Raw genomic sequence first — 16,211 nt, forward strand, 5'->3', positions numbered from 1 at the left:
ACAGGTTATTAACTGGGGAGTGCCTATCTTGGAAGAGGTGAATTTTAATTTTGCCAAACATCTGAGGCTGCTTAACAATAGCAAAAATCTATTATAGCGTGCTACCTCTGCATTACTAGGCACTCCCTTAACTGGGCAATGATGGCAGCAAATCATGGGCGATTAGTCTTTACCAAGCCATTTGTCCATGTATGCCAGTGGGTTTTCGCTTTCCTCTCCGCTGTCGGCGATTTTGATTATTGTAATCACTTTGCTTGCTCCGGCGAGACGCATAGCTTTTGTCATTGCCGGAACTAATGCCAGCACTGCTTCAAGCTCTCCCTGTACCCACGTTCCCAACGGACCTACCTGATATTTGAGTCCTGATTGCTCTATCACCGCAATAGCTTTGTCCACAAAAGCATAAGGCGCAGATGGGTCATTCGTTAGTGGATTCGGTAATACTTGTAAATCAGCAATAACCACTTTGTTGCCTCCTTCTTGTTTATATTTATATGGGAAAGCAAAACGTTGCTATCGCCAAATGAATCGACAAACTGAAACCTATCAATTCTTACGCTCTTGTAGTTGGCAAAGCGGTTCATTCTTTCATGATAAATTACTATTGCCGAATTTAATCTTTCCCCTGTTTAAATCTTTTTTATTTACTCAAAAGACCGCTACTTCTCAGCAGGATACTCGCCTAGTTCGGCTAAAATACGTTGCGCGATTTCTTCGCAGCGTGTCGGTTCGTTCTCCCAAGCAGATGCAGCCGCATAGCTTGCACAAGCGGAGCAACCATATACGCTTGACTGAAAAATCTCAACTTCCAGACCAGCGGTTGCGCCCGCTTTTTGTTCGAGGGACTCCAATTCTTCCGCAAATTCAGCGGGAAGCACCCCCTCTTTTATAGAATGTGCCGCACAAAGAGCCTCTATTGCCTCTTTCCTGAGAACTTCAAGGCGTTCGTTGAACCACATCGTAAGATGGGTTTGCTGCCACGCCTTGTAACGCATGCGAGAGCGAGGCGTACCTTCTCTTTGGTATTCTTTAGAATTTCTACGAGGCATATCCAGCTTTCTTTGATTATGAAAGGGAAAAAACAGCTTGTAATATTACCCCTAGCAACCCGTACAAGTGAGGGTTCTATTCGGGCTACCACCGGGCAGTGATTTGAACTCTTCTTGCGAAATAAATTGTACCCGTTTTCTGGTATTTGTGACACATTGTTAAATAGATCACAAGAAAAACCATATCCCGTGATATAATTTTAATTAATGTTGTAAAATAACAATATAAGAGGTGGAGCCATTAATACTAAACTTGCTGCAAACATTATGCTATAAAGTTTCCCCCGGAGGCAATATGGACGCTGATGTTCTGAGTGACTCTTGCAAAATTCTAATCATCGAGAACTCTTCAGAAGATAGAGCTATCGTAAAGGGTTATTTGAGCCAAGACCGCAACCGCACCTACCTGTTTGAAGAAAGCGAACATGGAAAAACCGGGCTTGAGCTTTGTCTAACCGGGCAGCCCGACTTAATTCTGTTGGAGTTCCGACTTCCTGATATGACAGGCTTGGAATTTCTGAAAGCTTTGTCCGAACGGGTGCGGGAACTACCCTGCCCAATAATAGTCTTCAACGGACAAGGTAACGAGAATGTTTCCACCGAGTGCATGAAATATGGGGCGTATGATTATCTGGTTAAAGATACGCTTACCCCCGAAAGTCTCCAACTCTCTGTTCAAACCAGCCTTCAAATCTACCAGCGCAAGTTACAAGAATACTACTTTCGTAATTCCTCGATTCTTGAGAGTATCAGCGATGCTTTCTATGCCCTCGATGCGGATGAGAAGTTCATTTATGTGAATCGCAAAACAGAAGAACTATGGAATATGCGCCGGGAAGAACTACTCGGCAAAAAAATCTGGGATATATTTTCGCAAACAATTGGTTCTCTGTCTTACCAACTTTTACGACAAGCTATAACCGAGCAGGTTACAGTTAGTTTTGAAATCTATTCTAATTTCATTCAGCGGTGGGTAAAGGTTAGAGTTTACCCATCAGACGGAGGGATTTCGGTTTATTTCCAAGATATAACGGCGCAGAAACAAGCTGAAGAACAAATGCAGCGCTGGAATCAAGAATTGGAAATGCGGGTGGAGAAGCGTACTGCGGCACTTGCAACCGAGATTGCGGAGCGCAAGAGGACTGAGGAGAAACTTCAAGAGACTAAAGAACTATACCTGAGCCTGTTTAATACCATAGTAGTGTTGCACGGTCTGGATGGCACAATCCTAGCCTCTAATCCAAGCGCGGAACGTATATTGGGTATTCTAACGGCGCATATAACAGGGCGTACCTCCTTTGACTCCAGCTGGCAAGCTCTCCACGAAGATGGCACTCCTTTTCCGGGAGAAACTCACCCAGCGATGATAACTTTGCAGACCGGAAAAGCCTGTAGAGAAATTATAATGGGCTTGCGCGGGTCTGATGATACGATGAAATGGATTTTGATAAACAGCGAGCCTTTGTACCAGACGGACGGAACCACTTTACGGGGTGTGGTCGCTTCTTTTAGCGACATAACAGAAAAATATGTAGTTGCACGGGCAATCTATGAGAGCGAGGAGCGTTACCACTCTCTGTATGACAACAATCTTTATGGTGTGTTATTGGCGGAGGCAGATGGTAGCATATTGGCGGCTAATCCGGCGGTTTGTCAGATGTTGGGATACGAAGAGCAAGAAATCATAGCGTTGGGTCGGGACGGTGTGGTTGAACGGAGTGCGGAACAAATACAGCGCGACCATGAGCAATTGCAGATTTTTGGTAAGATTCAGCGGGAAACCGTTTTCATTCATAAGAATGGAACTAGGCTGCTGTGTGAGGATGCTACCAGTATTTACCGGGATAAAAATGGTCAGGAACAGATTTGTGTCGTAATTCACGACATCAGCGCACGCAAAAATGCGGTGGAAGCTTTGCGTCAGAGCGAAGAACGTTTTCGCATCCTTGCCGAGAATAGCATCGATATGATTAGCATGCTGTCACCTGAAAGAGTTTTCGAGTATATCTCACCTGCCTGCCAAAGAATAATAGGTTTCACGCCGGAAGAATTAATTGGGCATCACTACAACGAACATATTCACCCGGACGATCTGGAGGCTCTTCAAAAAAATCGGGCAAATCGGTTAGAGCAAAATAACAAGTCTTTCATAACCTGTCGCGCCCGCTGTAAAAACGGCGAGTACATTTGGGTGGAAAATAGCTCTCAGGCCATAACCGATCCGGTTACTGGTCAACTGCTCAATATCATCTCTGTAACTCGTGATATAACCGAACGGCGGAAAATAGAGGAGGCTTTGGCAGATGAGAAACTCAAAGCTAAAAACCTTGAGTCTTTAGGAGTGCTGGCTGGAAGAATCGCCCACGATTTTAACAATATCCTAACTGCTATTCTGGGTAGTATCTCCCTTGCCAAAATCCAATTGGAGACTCAAGAAATACTTGAACAAACCTTAGCCGAAGCCGAAGCAGCCACCTTTAGAGCAGCGGGGCTGGTATCTCAATTACTAACCTTTGCTCAGGGTGGCGCACCCATACGGGAAAAAGCCAAATTGCACGAAATTATCCTTGATACAGTTCAGTTTTTAACGGGTGGCTCCACTACGAAATGCATTTTCAAGTTATCACCTCACCTGTGGATGGTGGAAGTTGACCGAACCCAACTCAGCCAAGTGCTTCAAAATATAACCTTAAATTCCATGTATGCTATGCCTAAAGGCGGAAATATAAACATAGAAGCCCTCAATGTCAGTTTGGATGAAACCGAAACATTTGACTTAAAACCCGGTAACTATGTGCATATAACTATTCAAGATGAGGGAAGCGGCATCAAGCCGGAAGATTTGAATCGGGTATTTGACCCTTATTACACCACCAAACCATTGGGCAGTGGTTTGGGTTTAGCAATAGCTTACTCAATCATAAAAAAACATGGAGGAGCTATAACAATAGAAAGCGAGTGGGGACGAGGTACGAGGGTGAGCATTTATTTGCCGGCGGTAGGAAATGAGGAAGTACCGCCACCGCTGCAAAAACAACAGACCCACTCGTTTGTCAAAGGGCGAGTGTTGTTGATGGACGATGAAAAAATGCTGCTTCGGATATCGGCAAAAGCTCTGAAAAGGATAGGTTTCGAGGTTGAAGAAGCTGCGGACGGGCAAGAAGCGCTTGAGAAATACAGGGAAGCTAAAAATAGGAAGCAGCCCTTTACACTGGTAATATTGGACTTGACCATACCGGGCGGCATGGGTGGTCTGGAAACTATCGAAAAGCTGCTGCAACTAGACCCATCAGTAAAGGCAATTGTCTCAAGCGGTTATTCAAACGACCCGGTGCTGGCAAAATACGGGGACTATGGCTTTGTGGACGTACTTAAAAAACCCTACAATTTGGCAACGCTGGAGGAAGTAGTAAGACAGGTTATTCATTAATTTTAGGGTAGCTGCACAGCAAGGACAAAAAGGGGTTGGTGTTCACTCTCTTTTCCCCCTTAAAGGGTTAGGGGTGAATAGTTACGAATAAGGAAAAGCATACTTCCCCGACCTGTTATACTTATAAAGGCGATAAAAACAATAGCGCAAGGATATAGATTGCCAAGATATGTTCATCAAAACCGAGAATAACCACTCTAACGTCAAAGTAACATTGAAGTTGAACAAAGCCGTTGCGATAGCAAGCGCAATTTCTGGAATAACCGCGCTATTATATGCTCGTATGTTTGAGCGTAAATGGCTTGAAGTAACCAATCACCGAGTCGAAATTCATAACTTACCGCAAGCATGGCAGGGCTTTCGCTTTGCGTGGATGAGTGATTTACATCTGGGCTATAAACCTTCTTATGAGCCGGTTAGAGCCGCCTTTGACCGGGTTATTGCCGCGAAGCCCGATTTGATTCTTCTGGGTGGAGATTATATGGATCGGGGAAAATGGAAGCCTGTTTGCGATGAACTTTTTGGCAAATTGGCGGCATCCGGGATTCCGATTGTGGGTATCTGGGGCAATCACGATTATTTTGGCAATCGCCGCGACCCTGACAAAAACCTAGCGCATTTCGAGCAGTTGGGCATCCGAATTCTGATTAACGAGGATTTCTGCATGGAAAGGCAGGGTATCCCACAATACTTTATCGGACTAGATGATATTTTGAAAGGCGTGCCAGAACCAATTAGAGCTAAAAAATATCTTCCTGAAGGAGCAAAGCCGCTGGTAACACTCTCGCACAATCCCAACTATATCCGGCGCATGCCTGAAAACTACTCCGAAATTGTTTTATCCGGTCATACACATGGTGGGCAGCTTAACCCACTACCACTACACCGCAAACTGAATTGGCTGCGCTATTCCACCGGCAAACACCACTCGCTTTATCCTACCGGTTGGTACAATGTAAACGGCAATCGCCTGTACACCGGCAGAGGAGTAGGAGTGACACATTGGCCGCTACGCTTCGGCTCACGTCCAGAATTGGCAATATTCGAATTACAATCCTGCAATTGATTTAGCTTTTACTCCGTTTAAACCAGAGGGATTATTCGCGGATGTAGCGCGGTAGCTTCACAAAAAAGCTAGTTCCAACACCTACTTCACTCTCCACCCAGATATGACCACCATGTAACTCTACCAACGAACGAGCAATCGGTAGCCCTAGCCCAGTTCCGCTGGTAGTGTCGTTCTGTTCATGGATGGGGCGACGATAGAAACGGTCAAAAATATGCGTCATCTCCTCTTCAGGGATACCATTACCGCTATCTTTGACCTCAATAATAATCCAGTTTTCTTCTACTAAGATTCCCACCGTAACATTACCGCTATTTGAGGTATATTTTATGGCGTTGGTAAGTAAATTTACCATAATCTGCTCAAGGCGGCGGCGGTCAGCCTTCACCCAATATTCCTGATCAGGTTTTACAAGGCTGAACTTTTGAGAGCGTTCTTCAAAAAGCGGGGTCAAAGTATGGGCGGTTGCCGCCACCGCTTCTACCACCTCCAAAGGCTCCAACCGCAACTGAATACTACCCTGTTCAAGGCGGGTAGCATCGAGCAAGTCGCTAAGCAAATTATTCAACCGCTCACTATTACGGCGAATATTCGCAACCAAACGTAGAAGGGCAGGAGATAGGTCGGGAGGCAAGCTAGTTTCAAGCAACCCCGCGCTCATCTTGATGGCAGACAGCGGGGCGCGTAGGTCGTGCGCCGTCATAGATAGGAATCTTTCCTTCTCCCGGTATAGCTGCGCTTTTTCCAGAGCCAGACCCGCTTTGGTGGCAAAGGTTGCCAGCAACGCTTTATCTTCAAGACTAAATCCACGAGCAGTGGCGGAATACACTTCCAGCACACCGCTGATTTTACCGTATTGCCGAATAGGAGCAATTAGCATGGCGTGGGGCTTTACACCATCAAGAAAAGGCTGTAGGTGTTCGAGATCGGCTTTTTCATGCAAGCTAATTGTCTCGTCAGCCTCTAGCAATTTAGCAGCAGGCGAATTTTCCGTTGCTTGAAAAGTATGAACGCAGGTTTCTGGGTTCAACCCAACTTGCGCTTTCAAGTTGAAGCGATTATGTTTTTCTTCAAATACATAAAGAGCGGCGGCGGGCAATTCGAGTAATCGGCAAGCCGCTCCCGTAATTTGACCAAAAAGTTCCTCTGGGTCAATAGTACGATTAAGTATATCTGCCATCTCCGCGAGCATTTCAGCACGTTTATGCGCCATCTCAACCGTGTTGTACAATCTGGCATTAATCAATGCCACCGCTGCCTGACGAGCAAACAGAGTCAACCACCATTCATCCTCTGAGGTAAACTCAGTTGCATCCTGCTTATCGGTCATGTAAAGGTCGCCGACTACCCTATCATTAATAGAAACGGGTACGCCTAGCAAACTGGTCATAACAGGGTGTTTGGGAGGGAAACCGCTCCGGCGCGGGTCTAATGCCATATCGCGCACTCGAATAGGTTTGCCCTGCTTAATCAACACACCTAGCAAGCCATGCCCACGCGGGGGCTGTCCTATATTTTCCCGGTCTTGTTGAGGAATCCCGCTGGTAATAAATGAGGTTATAACGCCCTGCTCATTGACAATTCCCAAAGCAGTATATTTGGCATTAGCAAATTCACGGGCTGTATCAGCAATACGCTGTAAAACCGTGGTAAGATCTAATTCGCTGGAAATAATAAGTGAGGCATTAGCCAGCGCTTGCAACCGCTCCATCAAACTAAAATTAAAAGATTCTCCAGCATGGTTTTCAAGGGAAAACTGCACTGTTGGTTCATAGGGACCACTACTCAAAGCCAACTACCCCTCTTTTTCTAAGGCTTGAGATACGGGTTTATATATTAATTATAAGCATACCAATTGATTCCAAATTGTCAACAAGGAAATTTTAGCTTTTTCTTAAACGGTTATTTGACAAAAAAAAGACTGCCACAAAAATGTGACAGTTATTGTTAAGTTTGCTCTGCCCGATGCGGACACCGCACCAAGTTTCATCTTCTTGTATTGAAAATTCGTTTATAGTATTTGCATAAGTAGCAAAATTTTAGGCAACTCTTTCTTTCTTTTTAAGACGGGGAGCAGCCACCACCGCGCGGAAATTGCCTACTACCAATAGCGTGATACTCAAAGCAAAGCCGGGAGCTAACGCCAGCCATGGCGCAGTCAGCAAATAAACTTGGGCGCTAGTCAACATGTTCCCCCAACTCGCATTGGGTAATAGGATTCCCGCTCCCAAAAAACTGGCAGTTGCTTCCAAGATTACCGCTCTTCTTAGCTCAGAAACACCCGCGATAAATAACACCGGACCGAGCGCAGGCATTATACCGCGAATCAAAATCCGTGAAGCAGAAGCGCCTATCGATTGGCTGGCTTCTACCCAAAGCATCTCTTTTAGCTCACGTACCTGACCACGCGCCAATCGGGCAACGGGCATCCAACCGGTAAGCCCAATGGTTAGAATAAGCTGGAATTCTCCTGCGCCGTACACAGCCGCCACCAAAAGTATGATTATTATAGTTGGCACTGCCAAGCTGAAATCTACAAAACGCATTATTAGGTTATCCAGCCACCCGCCTAGATAGCCCGCCAAACTGCCAAAAGCAGTACCGAGTAATAGGGAAATAGCTGCCGAACTGAAACCTATTATTAGCGAAACTCGCGCACCCGCCAGCACCCGCGCTAAAACATCCCGCCCATTTTCATCGGTTCCAAGCAGCGCGTTGAAACTAGGAGGCTCTACAAAACGATATAAGTCAATTCGGTTGGGGTCAATGCGAATAAACAATGGACCCGTTAGGAGTAACACAAACCACAGTAACCCTAAAATAACCGGGATAGAAATACGGCGTTTTAGCAGTCGGTTTGTAAGTAATAGCCGATTTTTAACCGCTTTAGCGCCCCCCGGTAAAACTCGCACCAGTGGGGCAAGGCTTTCATTTCTTTCGTCAATTTCAACCATACTTAATCCTTGGGTCGGCTAGATGATACAAAACATCGGATAACCAGCTACAAAACAGCACAGTAACCGCTACTAGCATGCTTATTGCCAGCACTACCGGATAATCGCGCCGCCCGAAGCTATCCACCATAAGTTGCCCTATTCCGGGCCAAGCAAACACCGCTTCCACCACTGCTGAACCTCCCAGCAAATCCGGCAGCGCCATTCCACCTAGGCTGATTATGGGTATCAGGGCATTGCGAATAGCGTGCCGAAATACCACCCAACTTTCACTCAAGCCCTTTGCTCTAGCGGTACGGATATAGTCTGCCGAAAGAGTTTCTGCCACCACTTCACGGGTGTTAAGGGCAAAAGTAGCGATATAGCCAGAACTTAGGCTGAGAGACGGAAGTATCAAGTGAGCGAGGTGATCCAAAATGTTGCCGGAATTGCCCAAAGTTTCCTGACCTGCTGAGGGCAATATTTTCAAAGTGGCGGCAAAAATTACGATTAGCAATAAACCCATCCATACACTTGGTACAGCCAAAATAATCAGAGCAGTATTAGAGACAAATTTGTCAAAAATGCTTCCTGAAAAGTACGCCGCAAGCGCACCCGCGCCAACCCCTAATACAATTGCAAGAGTAAAACAAACCAGCGCCAGTTCTAGCGTAGCGGGAAACCGCTCGGAGATAACTGCCAATGTATCCTGTCGGTGGAAGTAGGAATAGCCGAAATCTCCCTTTGCCATATTACCCAACCAACGCCAAAGTTGTATTAGTAGCGGCTGATCCAGCCCAAGATTTTTAGCAATAGCCGCTTCCCGCTCACGATTGGATTGATCTGGTCCCATAAGAAATGCCACCGGACCACCGGGCGCTATTCTTAGGGCAAAAAAGACCACTATTGCCAAAACAGCTAGAGTTAAAGCTGCATAGAAAAAACGTTTAACGGTGAATAGAAACATTTCAATTCCTAATATTAAGCTGGCGGAAGTTCTCTCACCTAGCATTGCTTATAAACAAGCGAGAAAGCCAGTATTCTTTCCTTTTCAGGATTGAGCAAAGACTCCCCGCTTGTCTAATCTGTTATCAAACCTTTGCCATTTCAGGCAATTGACTTATTTCTGAATCTGCCACTCCCGCAGATTCCAGAAAATGTTAACCGGGTGGGTTTTAGGTCCGGTCAGGTTCACGTTAAAGGCGTGCAGTTCGTTTTCGCTGTAGAGCCAAAGCTTGGATACATCGTTGTCCAGCACTACCTGCAAATCATAGTAGAGCTTCTTGCGGGCTGCTTGGTCGGTAGTGTTAAGGGCTGCTGCTGCAAGACGGTCGGCTTCAGGGTTGCTATAGCCATAGAAATTGCCGGTTTTAACCAACGCGGCGTATTGGTCAGGGTCATAAACCGGGTTCCAAGCGCGGCTAAGACCATCGAATTCTTTAGCTTTGCGTTTGGCAGAGAAAACGGCGGCATCAACCGGACTGACGGTCAGGTCAATCCCTATATCCTTGAGATTTTGCTGAGCCACTGTCAACGCCTGTATCAAGGCAGTGTCGTATGTATTGACCAAGAATGAAATCTTAAAGGGCTTGCCGTCTTTTACCAGTATGCCATCCGAACCGGCGGTAAATCCCGCTTGGGTTAGCAGTTGCTTAGCTTTGGTAGGGTCGTAGGGATGTTTGGGCGCATCTGGATTATAAGCCCAAGAAGCCGGAGTTGCGTTTGAGTCAATTACCACCCCATGACCCAGCAGCACCTTATCTACAATGCCCTGACGGTCAATCGCGAACAATATTGCCTGACGCACTTTCACATCTTGCAGGAAGAAATTCTGGTGATTCGGGGCAATGTCATAAAAGCGTGGAGTTGGATTTTCCAGAACTTTAGAGCCGGGAATACTTTCAATTGTCTTCAGGTCACGGGGCGTTACCGGAGCGTAATTAATCTCACCGCTTCTGAGTTGTGTTAACAACACATTTTGGTTAGGCAGGATTTTAATAATCACCTTGCCTATGTTTGGCGCACCCAAGAAGTAATTGGTATTAGCTTCCAGCACATAGCTGCTGCCTTGTTGCCACGAAACCAACTTGTAAGGTCCACTACCTACCGGCTTGCGTCCAAAATCAGTTTTGTTCAAATCCTGACCTTTCAAAATATGCTGTGGCACAATCCCACGAGAGCAACCTCTCGAAAGGAAAGTGGGGTCAGATTGGCTCAAGGTAATTTTGACAGTCTGTGCATCAATAACGGTTGTAGATACTACCGCTTCAGCCCCTTCGTTGCTGCTGCCGGTATTGGCATCTATCAAGGAGTCATAAGTGAATTTAACATCATCCGCAGTCACAGGCTTACCGTCCCACCAAGTGGCTTTGGGGTTTAGCTTAAAGGTATATTCCTTACCGTCCTTGCTAATTTCCCAGCTACTGGCAAGGCGCGGACCGATAGTGCTGTCAGGCAAAAACTGAGTAAGCCCATCGAACAGAAGCGTTTGTGGCACATGCTCTGGGAAATGGTCTGCCAGAGTTGTCAGCGGGTTAAGGTCAGCCAGTTCTACCAGCGTACCGATGATAAGCTGAGAATTAGCCGAGGTAGTAGCAGCAGCGGTAGTAGTACCGGATGCAGTAGTTGCGCCAGTTGTTGCAGCAGCAGTAGTACCGGATACGGTAGTTTTACCGCTCGAAGTAGTAGTGGCGGTAGCATCACCGCAAGCTGCCAGCAATGCGGCAAGCAGTAACCCAATCAATGCTAAAGCATAGCGGCGGGGGGTTTTGGTACTAAAACTTTTCTTGAACATAAAAATAAATGTCTCCTCTTAAGCTAGGGCTAACCGACCCTGTATGGTCTCTTTAACAGCCAACAAATTATCTTCTGGAGCGTTCACCGGGAAGCCACAACCGGGAGTCAACAACAATCCTCTACCCTCTAACTGATTAACCGCATCAGTTACTTCAGCAGCAACATCCGCCGGAGTTCCATTGGGTAAAGTTTCGCGGTTGTTAAGTCCACCAGCTAACGTCTTATTGGTAAAACGGCGAGCTTCTTTCAAAGAAGGACCACCCCCACGATCATGCCAGTTCAGCGCATGGTAGGAATAATTCACAATCTCTTCAAAAGCAATAGTCTCGCCATGCGCGTGCAAGAAGAAAAACCCGGTTGATGGGAAGAGCTTTTCCAACACAGGGCGGTCAAAAAGGTCGCCCAGATTAGGTTGACCATCACCCGCTGTTAAAATGCGTCCCGGTTCTTGGATAGCATAAAAGAGACCATCCGCCCCATTTTTCAAAGTAGCCTCGCCAAATTTAAGAACCGTTTCAGCAATCGCGGAAAGTCCAGCTTTTACCGCTTCCGGGTCAGCTTTTAGATGCTCAGCTAAGCCTTCTTCCCCTGCCAACTTGAGACCAATCATTGAAGGTGAAAAAACGGTGGAAAGAATCGGGGCATCGCCGTCTAATTCCTTCGCCAATTTCCGCAACACGATAAGTTGCTCTCCCAAAGTACCCTGTGTGGGGTCAAGCAATTCAAGCCGCCGCCAATCTTGAGGCGTTTTGATAACATAATCGGTAATCAGTAAATTACCAGCGGTAGGGTGATAACCGTTAGGGCGAAAGCCCCAATCCTCAGTGGTAAAGGAACTGCGGAACATTACCTTTACAAAATCTTGCTCGAATTTACGATGAAATTCGGCTGTTGCCTTGACCAGTTCATCGGGATTCTTGTCAATAACCGGGAAGTGCTTCCAGAAAGCATAGGGTACGCGATCAGGTTGCCCGCCGGACAGGGCAGTTTCTACTCGTTTCCATTTTTCAGACTTAGCCATAACTCCTCCTGAGAGTCTTTTCTAATGAATTAGTTGCTAATCATTTTTCTGGCAATACTAAACTAGACCCCACCTAGGCGCAAAGACCTACAGGGCTTTGTTTTACAGCACTAATAGAATAGCACCTAGAGCATGCGCTTCAATTCAATTGATAAGTAAAACTTAATAGCGTGTGGTATTAAAAAACCCACTTATCAAGTTTAGATAAGGGGTTCGGAAATTCCATTATTCTCTCTGCGTTCACACGCTTTTTGAACAGGACTCCCTTATCTTGCGACCACCTGCAGAACAGATAGCGCCGGAATTGGCACCTTACGCTTACATTGCGCGGGTTGCCGGGCTTCACAGGGCCTCATACCCTCCACCTCTCTGGATAAGAGCAATTTTCAGTTTTTGTAACCCGTTTCAGATTACATAATAAAGATAATCTAGTCTATAAACATTGTCAAGTTAAATTTTGGTAAAAATTCCGACGGTAAGTTGTTGGGATTTGCCGTGCTACCCGAGAAGTTGTGTGGCGAAACTACATTGACCGGATTTGATTGCCCAACAGTTACCAGAATAGGGGAGCATTAACGCAAGGTATCAGGGGTTTCAAGATAATCGCGGATAGTTTTGAGAAAAGCGGCAGCGTTGGGACCATCGCTAAGCCTATGGTCAAAGGTTAAACTCAATGTCAGACCCCAACCAATATGACGATTATCTTCCCACTCTTCAAGAATCTGGTAAGTACCAGCTGGATAAAATGTTGTACTAGATAAACTGTATATACAGCCAATACCTAATACAGCCGATTGCGGAAGATTTAGTATAGGGGTAAAACTGTCAATAGCATAATCTCCCAAATCGCAAATAGTAAAAGTTCCACCAAGCGTATCTTTTAATGTCAGATTTCCTTGACATGCTCTAGTTTTCAAATTCTCAGCCATATCTGATAAATCAGTCAGAGATTGCAAACCAGCCTGTTTTATTACCGGCAAAGCTAAACCATCTTCGGCTGAATACATCAGGCTTATATTATGATCAAGATAATAAATTACTTCGCTATTTTCGAGGCTCGCGTTAAATATTGGAAACTTATGTAAAGCTAGAGCAGTGGCACGAATAACCAGAGCCAACAAAGATGTTTTTCGATTGACCCCTGATATATTTAAATTATAGAGCCACGCCAGAGTAAAATTTACCGACAAGCGCGTGGTAATGGTAGCGGGAGCAGTGAGTTGCCCTGCTCTTGAGACTCTATTCCTGATAAGACGGCGTAAACTGGATTGAGCCTGCCTCCGTGAAGGAACTTCATTATCGAGGTTTTGCCGAGTTAATATTTGCAAATAGCGGCGGACGGCTGCCTCATTAAGGCGATTTCCCGGCGCAAGAGAATGCGCTATCTCGGATAAATCTAACCCCAATTCACGCGCTAGTTTCCTCGCAGCCGGAGAAGATACCACATATAGAGCAGGTAGTATAGAAAGCGTTCGGGGTTTAGTAGCTTCAAGCGGCAAAGAACCTTCGGCATTGGGTTTTTCCAAGTTTTCGACAGGTTCAATTATGGCAAGGGTCATACCCGGCGTTACAATAGTTCCTTCTGCCGCAATAATAGATTCGAGAATCCCGGTCAACTCGGCGCGAATTTCGATACTGACCTTTTCAACCATAACCTCAGCCAGCAGTTGGTGTTTTTCAACTTTGCGCCCCGGACGCACAAACCAGTTTATTATAACCGCTTCGGTTTCAGGTTTTATTCCATTTTTGCCATCTAGCGTGACCAGTTTACCCATTTTTATATCGTTACAGTGGTAATGCTTGAATTTTAATTAATCTTACCATAAGTATTGCAATTATCCAAATGCAAGCTACAATAATGCTAACATATTGTTAGCCAGCAAGAGAAAAGATGAATAACACTTTCGATAATAAAAGCAATGCGCTTGCCAAATTGTTGCGCCAACTGCGGTTCAGGCAAAACCGCTCTCAGGAAGAAGTAGCACGTGCCAGCGACATTGCACATAATTATTACGGTGAAATTGAGCGAGGTAATCGCTCACCTTCTCGTGACACTCTGTTAAATATCGCCAGAAAAGGGCTTGAACTCAGCAATAATGAAATTAATCTTCTGCTTATAGCAGCGGGGTTTGCCCCAATACCTCAGTCCCTCACCAGCAATGAAATGGCACGTTTGTATAAAGTGGTAGAAGCCTATCTGAACAAAATGCTGCCCTATCCGGCATTGCTGGTAAATCAAGTTTGGAATATCGTGAAATGGAACAGAGCCATAACCAGCGCTTTTGGAACTCCCCTCGAAAGTATTCCGGCACGTCGCCGCAATTTATTAAGATTGCTGTTTGACCCTATGCACAATTTCAAGGAGCGTTTTGTCGATTGGGAGACATTTTCCAGAGTACAGGTAGCGCATTTTCAACGCAATACCATTGGCTTTGAGCTTGATAATGATTATGCCAATTTAATTTCAGACATGCGTCTTTTACCTCAATTTTCCCGGATGTGGGAAGAGGCGCATCCTGACCTTTGCGAACGTTATCTCGGATACGAATGGACAATGCTCGCAGGGATGGGTTCAATTCAGAACGCCGAATCAATTAAGATTCGCTTGGTGGTAACCCGCTTTGAACAGTATAATACTCTACAAGCGATTAGCTTCTTCCCAGCAGACCCCAACTCCGAACAATTTTTCAGTCGAGTTATTCCCGAAGAATCTTAAATGTTTTCTTGAAACCATAGTATGTTGTTTAGTCTTTGTCTGATACTCACTAATTGTTAGCAAGTTTTATGTTAGTTAGATGATTGTATAGATTGTTATGGTTGGATTCAATCTATAATCCTCTTAACGTTATACACCACAAATTAACCCAAATACTCTATTCTGAATAGCTTAATATGTCCGTTGACAGGAGGATTCGATGGCGAACCTGGACAACAAAACGCTTGTAAACCTTTATCGCAAAATGGCGTTAATTCGCAATTTTGAAGAAGTTATGGTAAACGTTTACTGGGAAGGTAAAACCCCTGTTTTTGACATTGCTGCCGGAACGGTTCCGGGTGAAATGCACTTGGCTGCCGGTCAGGAAGCTGCCGCAGTAGGTGTTTGTACGCACCTCCGTGATGAAGACACCGTTACTGGTCCACACCGCGCTCATCACATTGCTCTGGCTAAAGGCGTTGATATAAAGAAAATGACTGCCGAAATATTCGGTAAAGAAACCGGCTTAGGACACGGCAAGGGCGGTCATATGCATCTTTTTGATTCTGAGAAAAAATTCGGTTGTAGCGGTATTATCGGCGCTGGTTTGCCTGTTGCTTGTGGGGCTGCATTGGCAGCCAAAAAATTGGGCAAAGACTGGGTGGCAGTCAGCTTTTTTGGTGACGGCACTGCTAATCAGGGTTCTTTTCATGAGTCTCTCAATCTAGCTGCTCTCTGGAAATTACCGGTAATATTTGTTTGTGAAGATAATGCCTACGCCATTTCTGTTCCCAAAGCCAAATCCACCGCAATTGATAATAATGCCGACAGGGCAGCCTCTTACGGTATCCCCGGCATTGAAGTAAGAGAAAATGATGTGCTGGCGATATATGAAGCAGCGGGAGAAGCGATAGCGCGAGCAAGACGCGGCGAAGGTCCCAGTTTACTGGAAGTGAAAGTAGATCGCTATCTGGGGCATTTCCAAGGCGACCCCGAACTATATCGCGATAAAAACGAAGTTGGGCGCTTGCGTGAAAACGACCCAATCAAAAAGTTGGGTGAATCGTTGGAACAGCAAGGCATCTTGAGCAGTTCCGAACGTGAGGCAATTAATAATGCGGTGGCGCAGGAAGTGGCGGAGGCAATCGAGTTTGCCCGACAGAGTCCCTACCCCAAGCCAGAAGATGCGCTTAAGCACGTATTTGTATAGTTTGAGAGGGG

General features: G+C 45.7%; 12 protein-coding genes and 1 riboswitch. Of the genes, 4 read left to right on the forward strand and 8 right to left on the reverse strand.

Annotated elements, in window-relative coordinates; all coding sequences use genetic code 11:
• Positions 1 to 162: 162 nt before the first annotated feature.
• Positions 163 to 465, reverse strand: a complete 303-nt coding sequence (locus tag WCK19_RS09625) for a thiamine-binding protein (RefSeq protein WP_342397157.1) — start codon at positions 463 to 465, stop codon at positions 163 to 165.
• A 194-nt stretch (positions 466 to 659) separates the two neighbouring features.
• The gene (locus tag WCK19_RS09630; protein WP_342397158.1) at positions 660 to 1,049 is read right to left on the reverse strand and encodes a hypothetical protein; all 390 of its coding nucleotides are present in this window, start codon (positions 1,047 to 1,049) and stop codon (positions 660 to 662) included.
• A 295-nt stretch (positions 1,050 to 1,344) separates the two neighbouring features.
• Between WCK19_RS09630 and WCK19_RS09635 the strand changes: the two genes are divergently transcribed.
• Complete coding sequence (locus tag WCK19_RS09635; protein ID WP_342397159.1) at positions 1,345 to 4,479, forward strand: PAS domain S-box protein; 3,135 nt, start codon at positions 1,345 to 1,347, stop codon at positions 4,477 to 4,479.
• Positions 4,480 to 4,648: 169 nt separating this feature from the next.
• On the forward strand, positions 4,649 to 5,545 hold the full coding sequence (locus tag WCK19_RS09640) for a metallophosphoesterase (protein ID WP_342397160.1): 897 nt from the start codon (positions 4,649 to 4,651) through the stop codon (positions 5,543 to 5,545).
• A gap of 31 nt (positions 5,546 to 5,576) precedes the next feature.
• Here the strand turns inward: WCK19_RS09640 and WCK19_RS09645 are convergent, their stop codons facing one another.
• The 6 genes from WCK19_RS09645 to WCK19_RS09670 all read right to left on the reverse strand — a co-directional run bounded on the left by WCK19_RS09645 (position 5,577) and on the right by WCK19_RS09670 (position 14,070).
• On the reverse strand, positions 5,577 to 7,340 hold the full coding sequence (locus WCK19_RS09645; RefSeq protein ID WP_342397161.1) for a GAF domain-containing sensor histidine kinase: 1,764 nt from the start codon (positions 7,338 to 7,340) through the stop codon (positions 5,577 to 5,579).
• A gap of 244 nt (positions 7,341 to 7,584) precedes the next feature.
• On the reverse strand, positions 7,585 to 8,499 hold the full coding sequence (locus tag WCK19_RS09650; protein ID WP_342397162.1) for an ABC transporter permease: 915 nt from the start codon (positions 8,497 to 8,499) through the stop codon (positions 7,585 to 7,587).
• Positions 8,492 to 9,445: an ABC transporter permease gene (locus tag WCK19_RS09655; protein WP_342397163.1), complete on the reverse strand. Its 954-nt coding sequence runs from the start codon at positions 9,443 to 9,445 to the stop codon at positions 8,492 to 8,494. The genes WCK19_RS09650 and WCK19_RS09655 overlap by 8 nt, the downstream gene beginning before the upstream one ends.
• A 153-nt stretch (positions 9,446 to 9,598) precedes the next feature.
• Positions 9,599 to 11,272 carry an ABC transporter substrate-binding protein gene (locus WCK19_RS09660; protein ID WP_342397164.1) on the reverse strand — a complete coding sequence of 558 codons (1,674 nt, stop codon included), beginning with the start codon at positions 11,270 to 11,272 and terminating at the stop codon, positions 9,599 to 9,601.
• A gap of 18 nt (positions 11,273 to 11,290) precedes the next feature.
• The gene (locus WCK19_RS09665) at positions 11,291 to 12,295 is read right to left on the reverse strand and encodes a uroporphyrinogen decarboxylase family protein (protein WP_342397165.1); all 1,005 of its coding nucleotides are present in this window, start codon (positions 12,293 to 12,295) and stop codon (positions 11,291 to 11,293) included.
• A 263-nt stretch (positions 12,296 to 12,558) separates the two neighbouring features.
• Positions 12,559 to 12,675: riboswitch (SAM riboswitch) on the reverse strand.
• A 192-nt stretch (positions 12,676 to 12,867) separates the two neighbouring features.
• The gene (locus WCK19_RS09670) at positions 12,868 to 14,070 is read right to left on the reverse strand and encodes a dihydrolipoamide acetyltransferase family protein (protein ID WP_342397166.1); all 1,203 of its coding nucleotides are present in this window, start codon (positions 14,068 to 14,070) and stop codon (positions 12,868 to 12,870) included.
• A 116-nt stretch (positions 14,071 to 14,186) separates the two neighbouring features.
• Here WCK19_RS09670 and WCK19_RS09675 point away from each other — a divergent pair, with 116 nt between their 5' ends.
• Together WCK19_RS09675 and WCK19_RS09680 are read left to right on the forward strand one after the other, a co-directional pair.
• Positions 14,187 to 15,011: a helix-turn-helix domain-containing protein gene (locus WCK19_RS09675; RefSeq protein WP_342397167.1), complete on the forward strand. Its 825-nt coding sequence runs from the start codon at positions 14,187 to 14,189 to the stop codon at positions 15,009 to 15,011.
• A gap of 199 nt (positions 15,012 to 15,210) precedes the next feature.
• Entirely contained in the window at positions 15,211 to 16,200 is a 990-nt protein-coding gene (locus tag WCK19_RS09680; RefSeq protein ID WP_342397168.1) for a thiamine pyrophosphate-dependent dehydrogenase E1 component subunit alpha, read from the forward strand.
• Positions 16,201 to 16,211: the final 11 nt, after the last annotated feature.

The organism is Candidatus Chlorohelix sp. (assembly GCF_037138995.1).
In the GTDB taxonomy this organism is placed as follows: Bacteria; Chloroflexota; Chloroflexia; order Chloroheliales; family Chloroheliaceae; genus Chlorohelix.

Excerpts from the sequence above, each read along its gene's own strand:
- WCK19_RS09635 (WP_342397159.1), top strand. The coding sequence starts at position 1,345 with ATGGACGCTGATGTTCTGAGTGACTCTTGCAAAATTCTAATCATCGAG.
- WCK19_RS09670 (WP_342397166.1), bottom strand. The coding sequence starts at position 14,070 with ATGGGTAAACTGGTCACGCTAGATGGCAAAAATGGAATAAAACCTGAA.
- WCK19_RS09665 (WP_342397165.1), bottom strand. The coding sequence starts at position 12,295 with ATGGCTAAGTCTGAAAAATGGAAACGAGTAGAAACTGCCCTGTCCGGC.
- WCK19_RS09660 (WP_342397164.1), bottom strand. The coding sequence starts at position 11,272 with ATGTTCAAGAAAAGTTTTAGTACCAAAACCCCCCGCCGCTATGCTTTA.
- WCK19_RS09655 (WP_342397163.1), bottom strand. The coding sequence starts at position 9,445 with ATGTTTCTATTCACCGTTAAACGTTTTTTCTATGCAGCTTTAACTCTA.
- WCK19_RS09675 (WP_342397167.1), top strand. The coding sequence starts at position 14,187 with ATGAATAACACTTTCGATAATAAAAGCAATGCGCTTGCCAAATTGTTG.
- WCK19_RS09680 (WP_342397168.1), top strand. The coding sequence starts at position 15,211 with ATGGCGAACCTGGACAACAAAACGCTTGTAAACCTTTATCGCAAAATG.
- WCK19_RS09640 (WP_342397160.1), top strand. The coding sequence starts at position 4,649 with ATGTTCATCAAAACCGAGAATAACCACTCTAACGTCAAAGTAACATTG.
- WCK19_RS09650 (WP_342397162.1), bottom strand. The coding sequence starts at position 8,499 with ATGGTTGAAATTGACGAAAGAAATGAAAGCCTTGCCCCACTGGTGCGA.
- WCK19_RS09630 (WP_342397158.1), bottom strand. The coding sequence starts at position 1,049 with ATGCCTCGTAGAAATTCTAAAGAATACCAAAGAGAAGGTACGCCTCGC.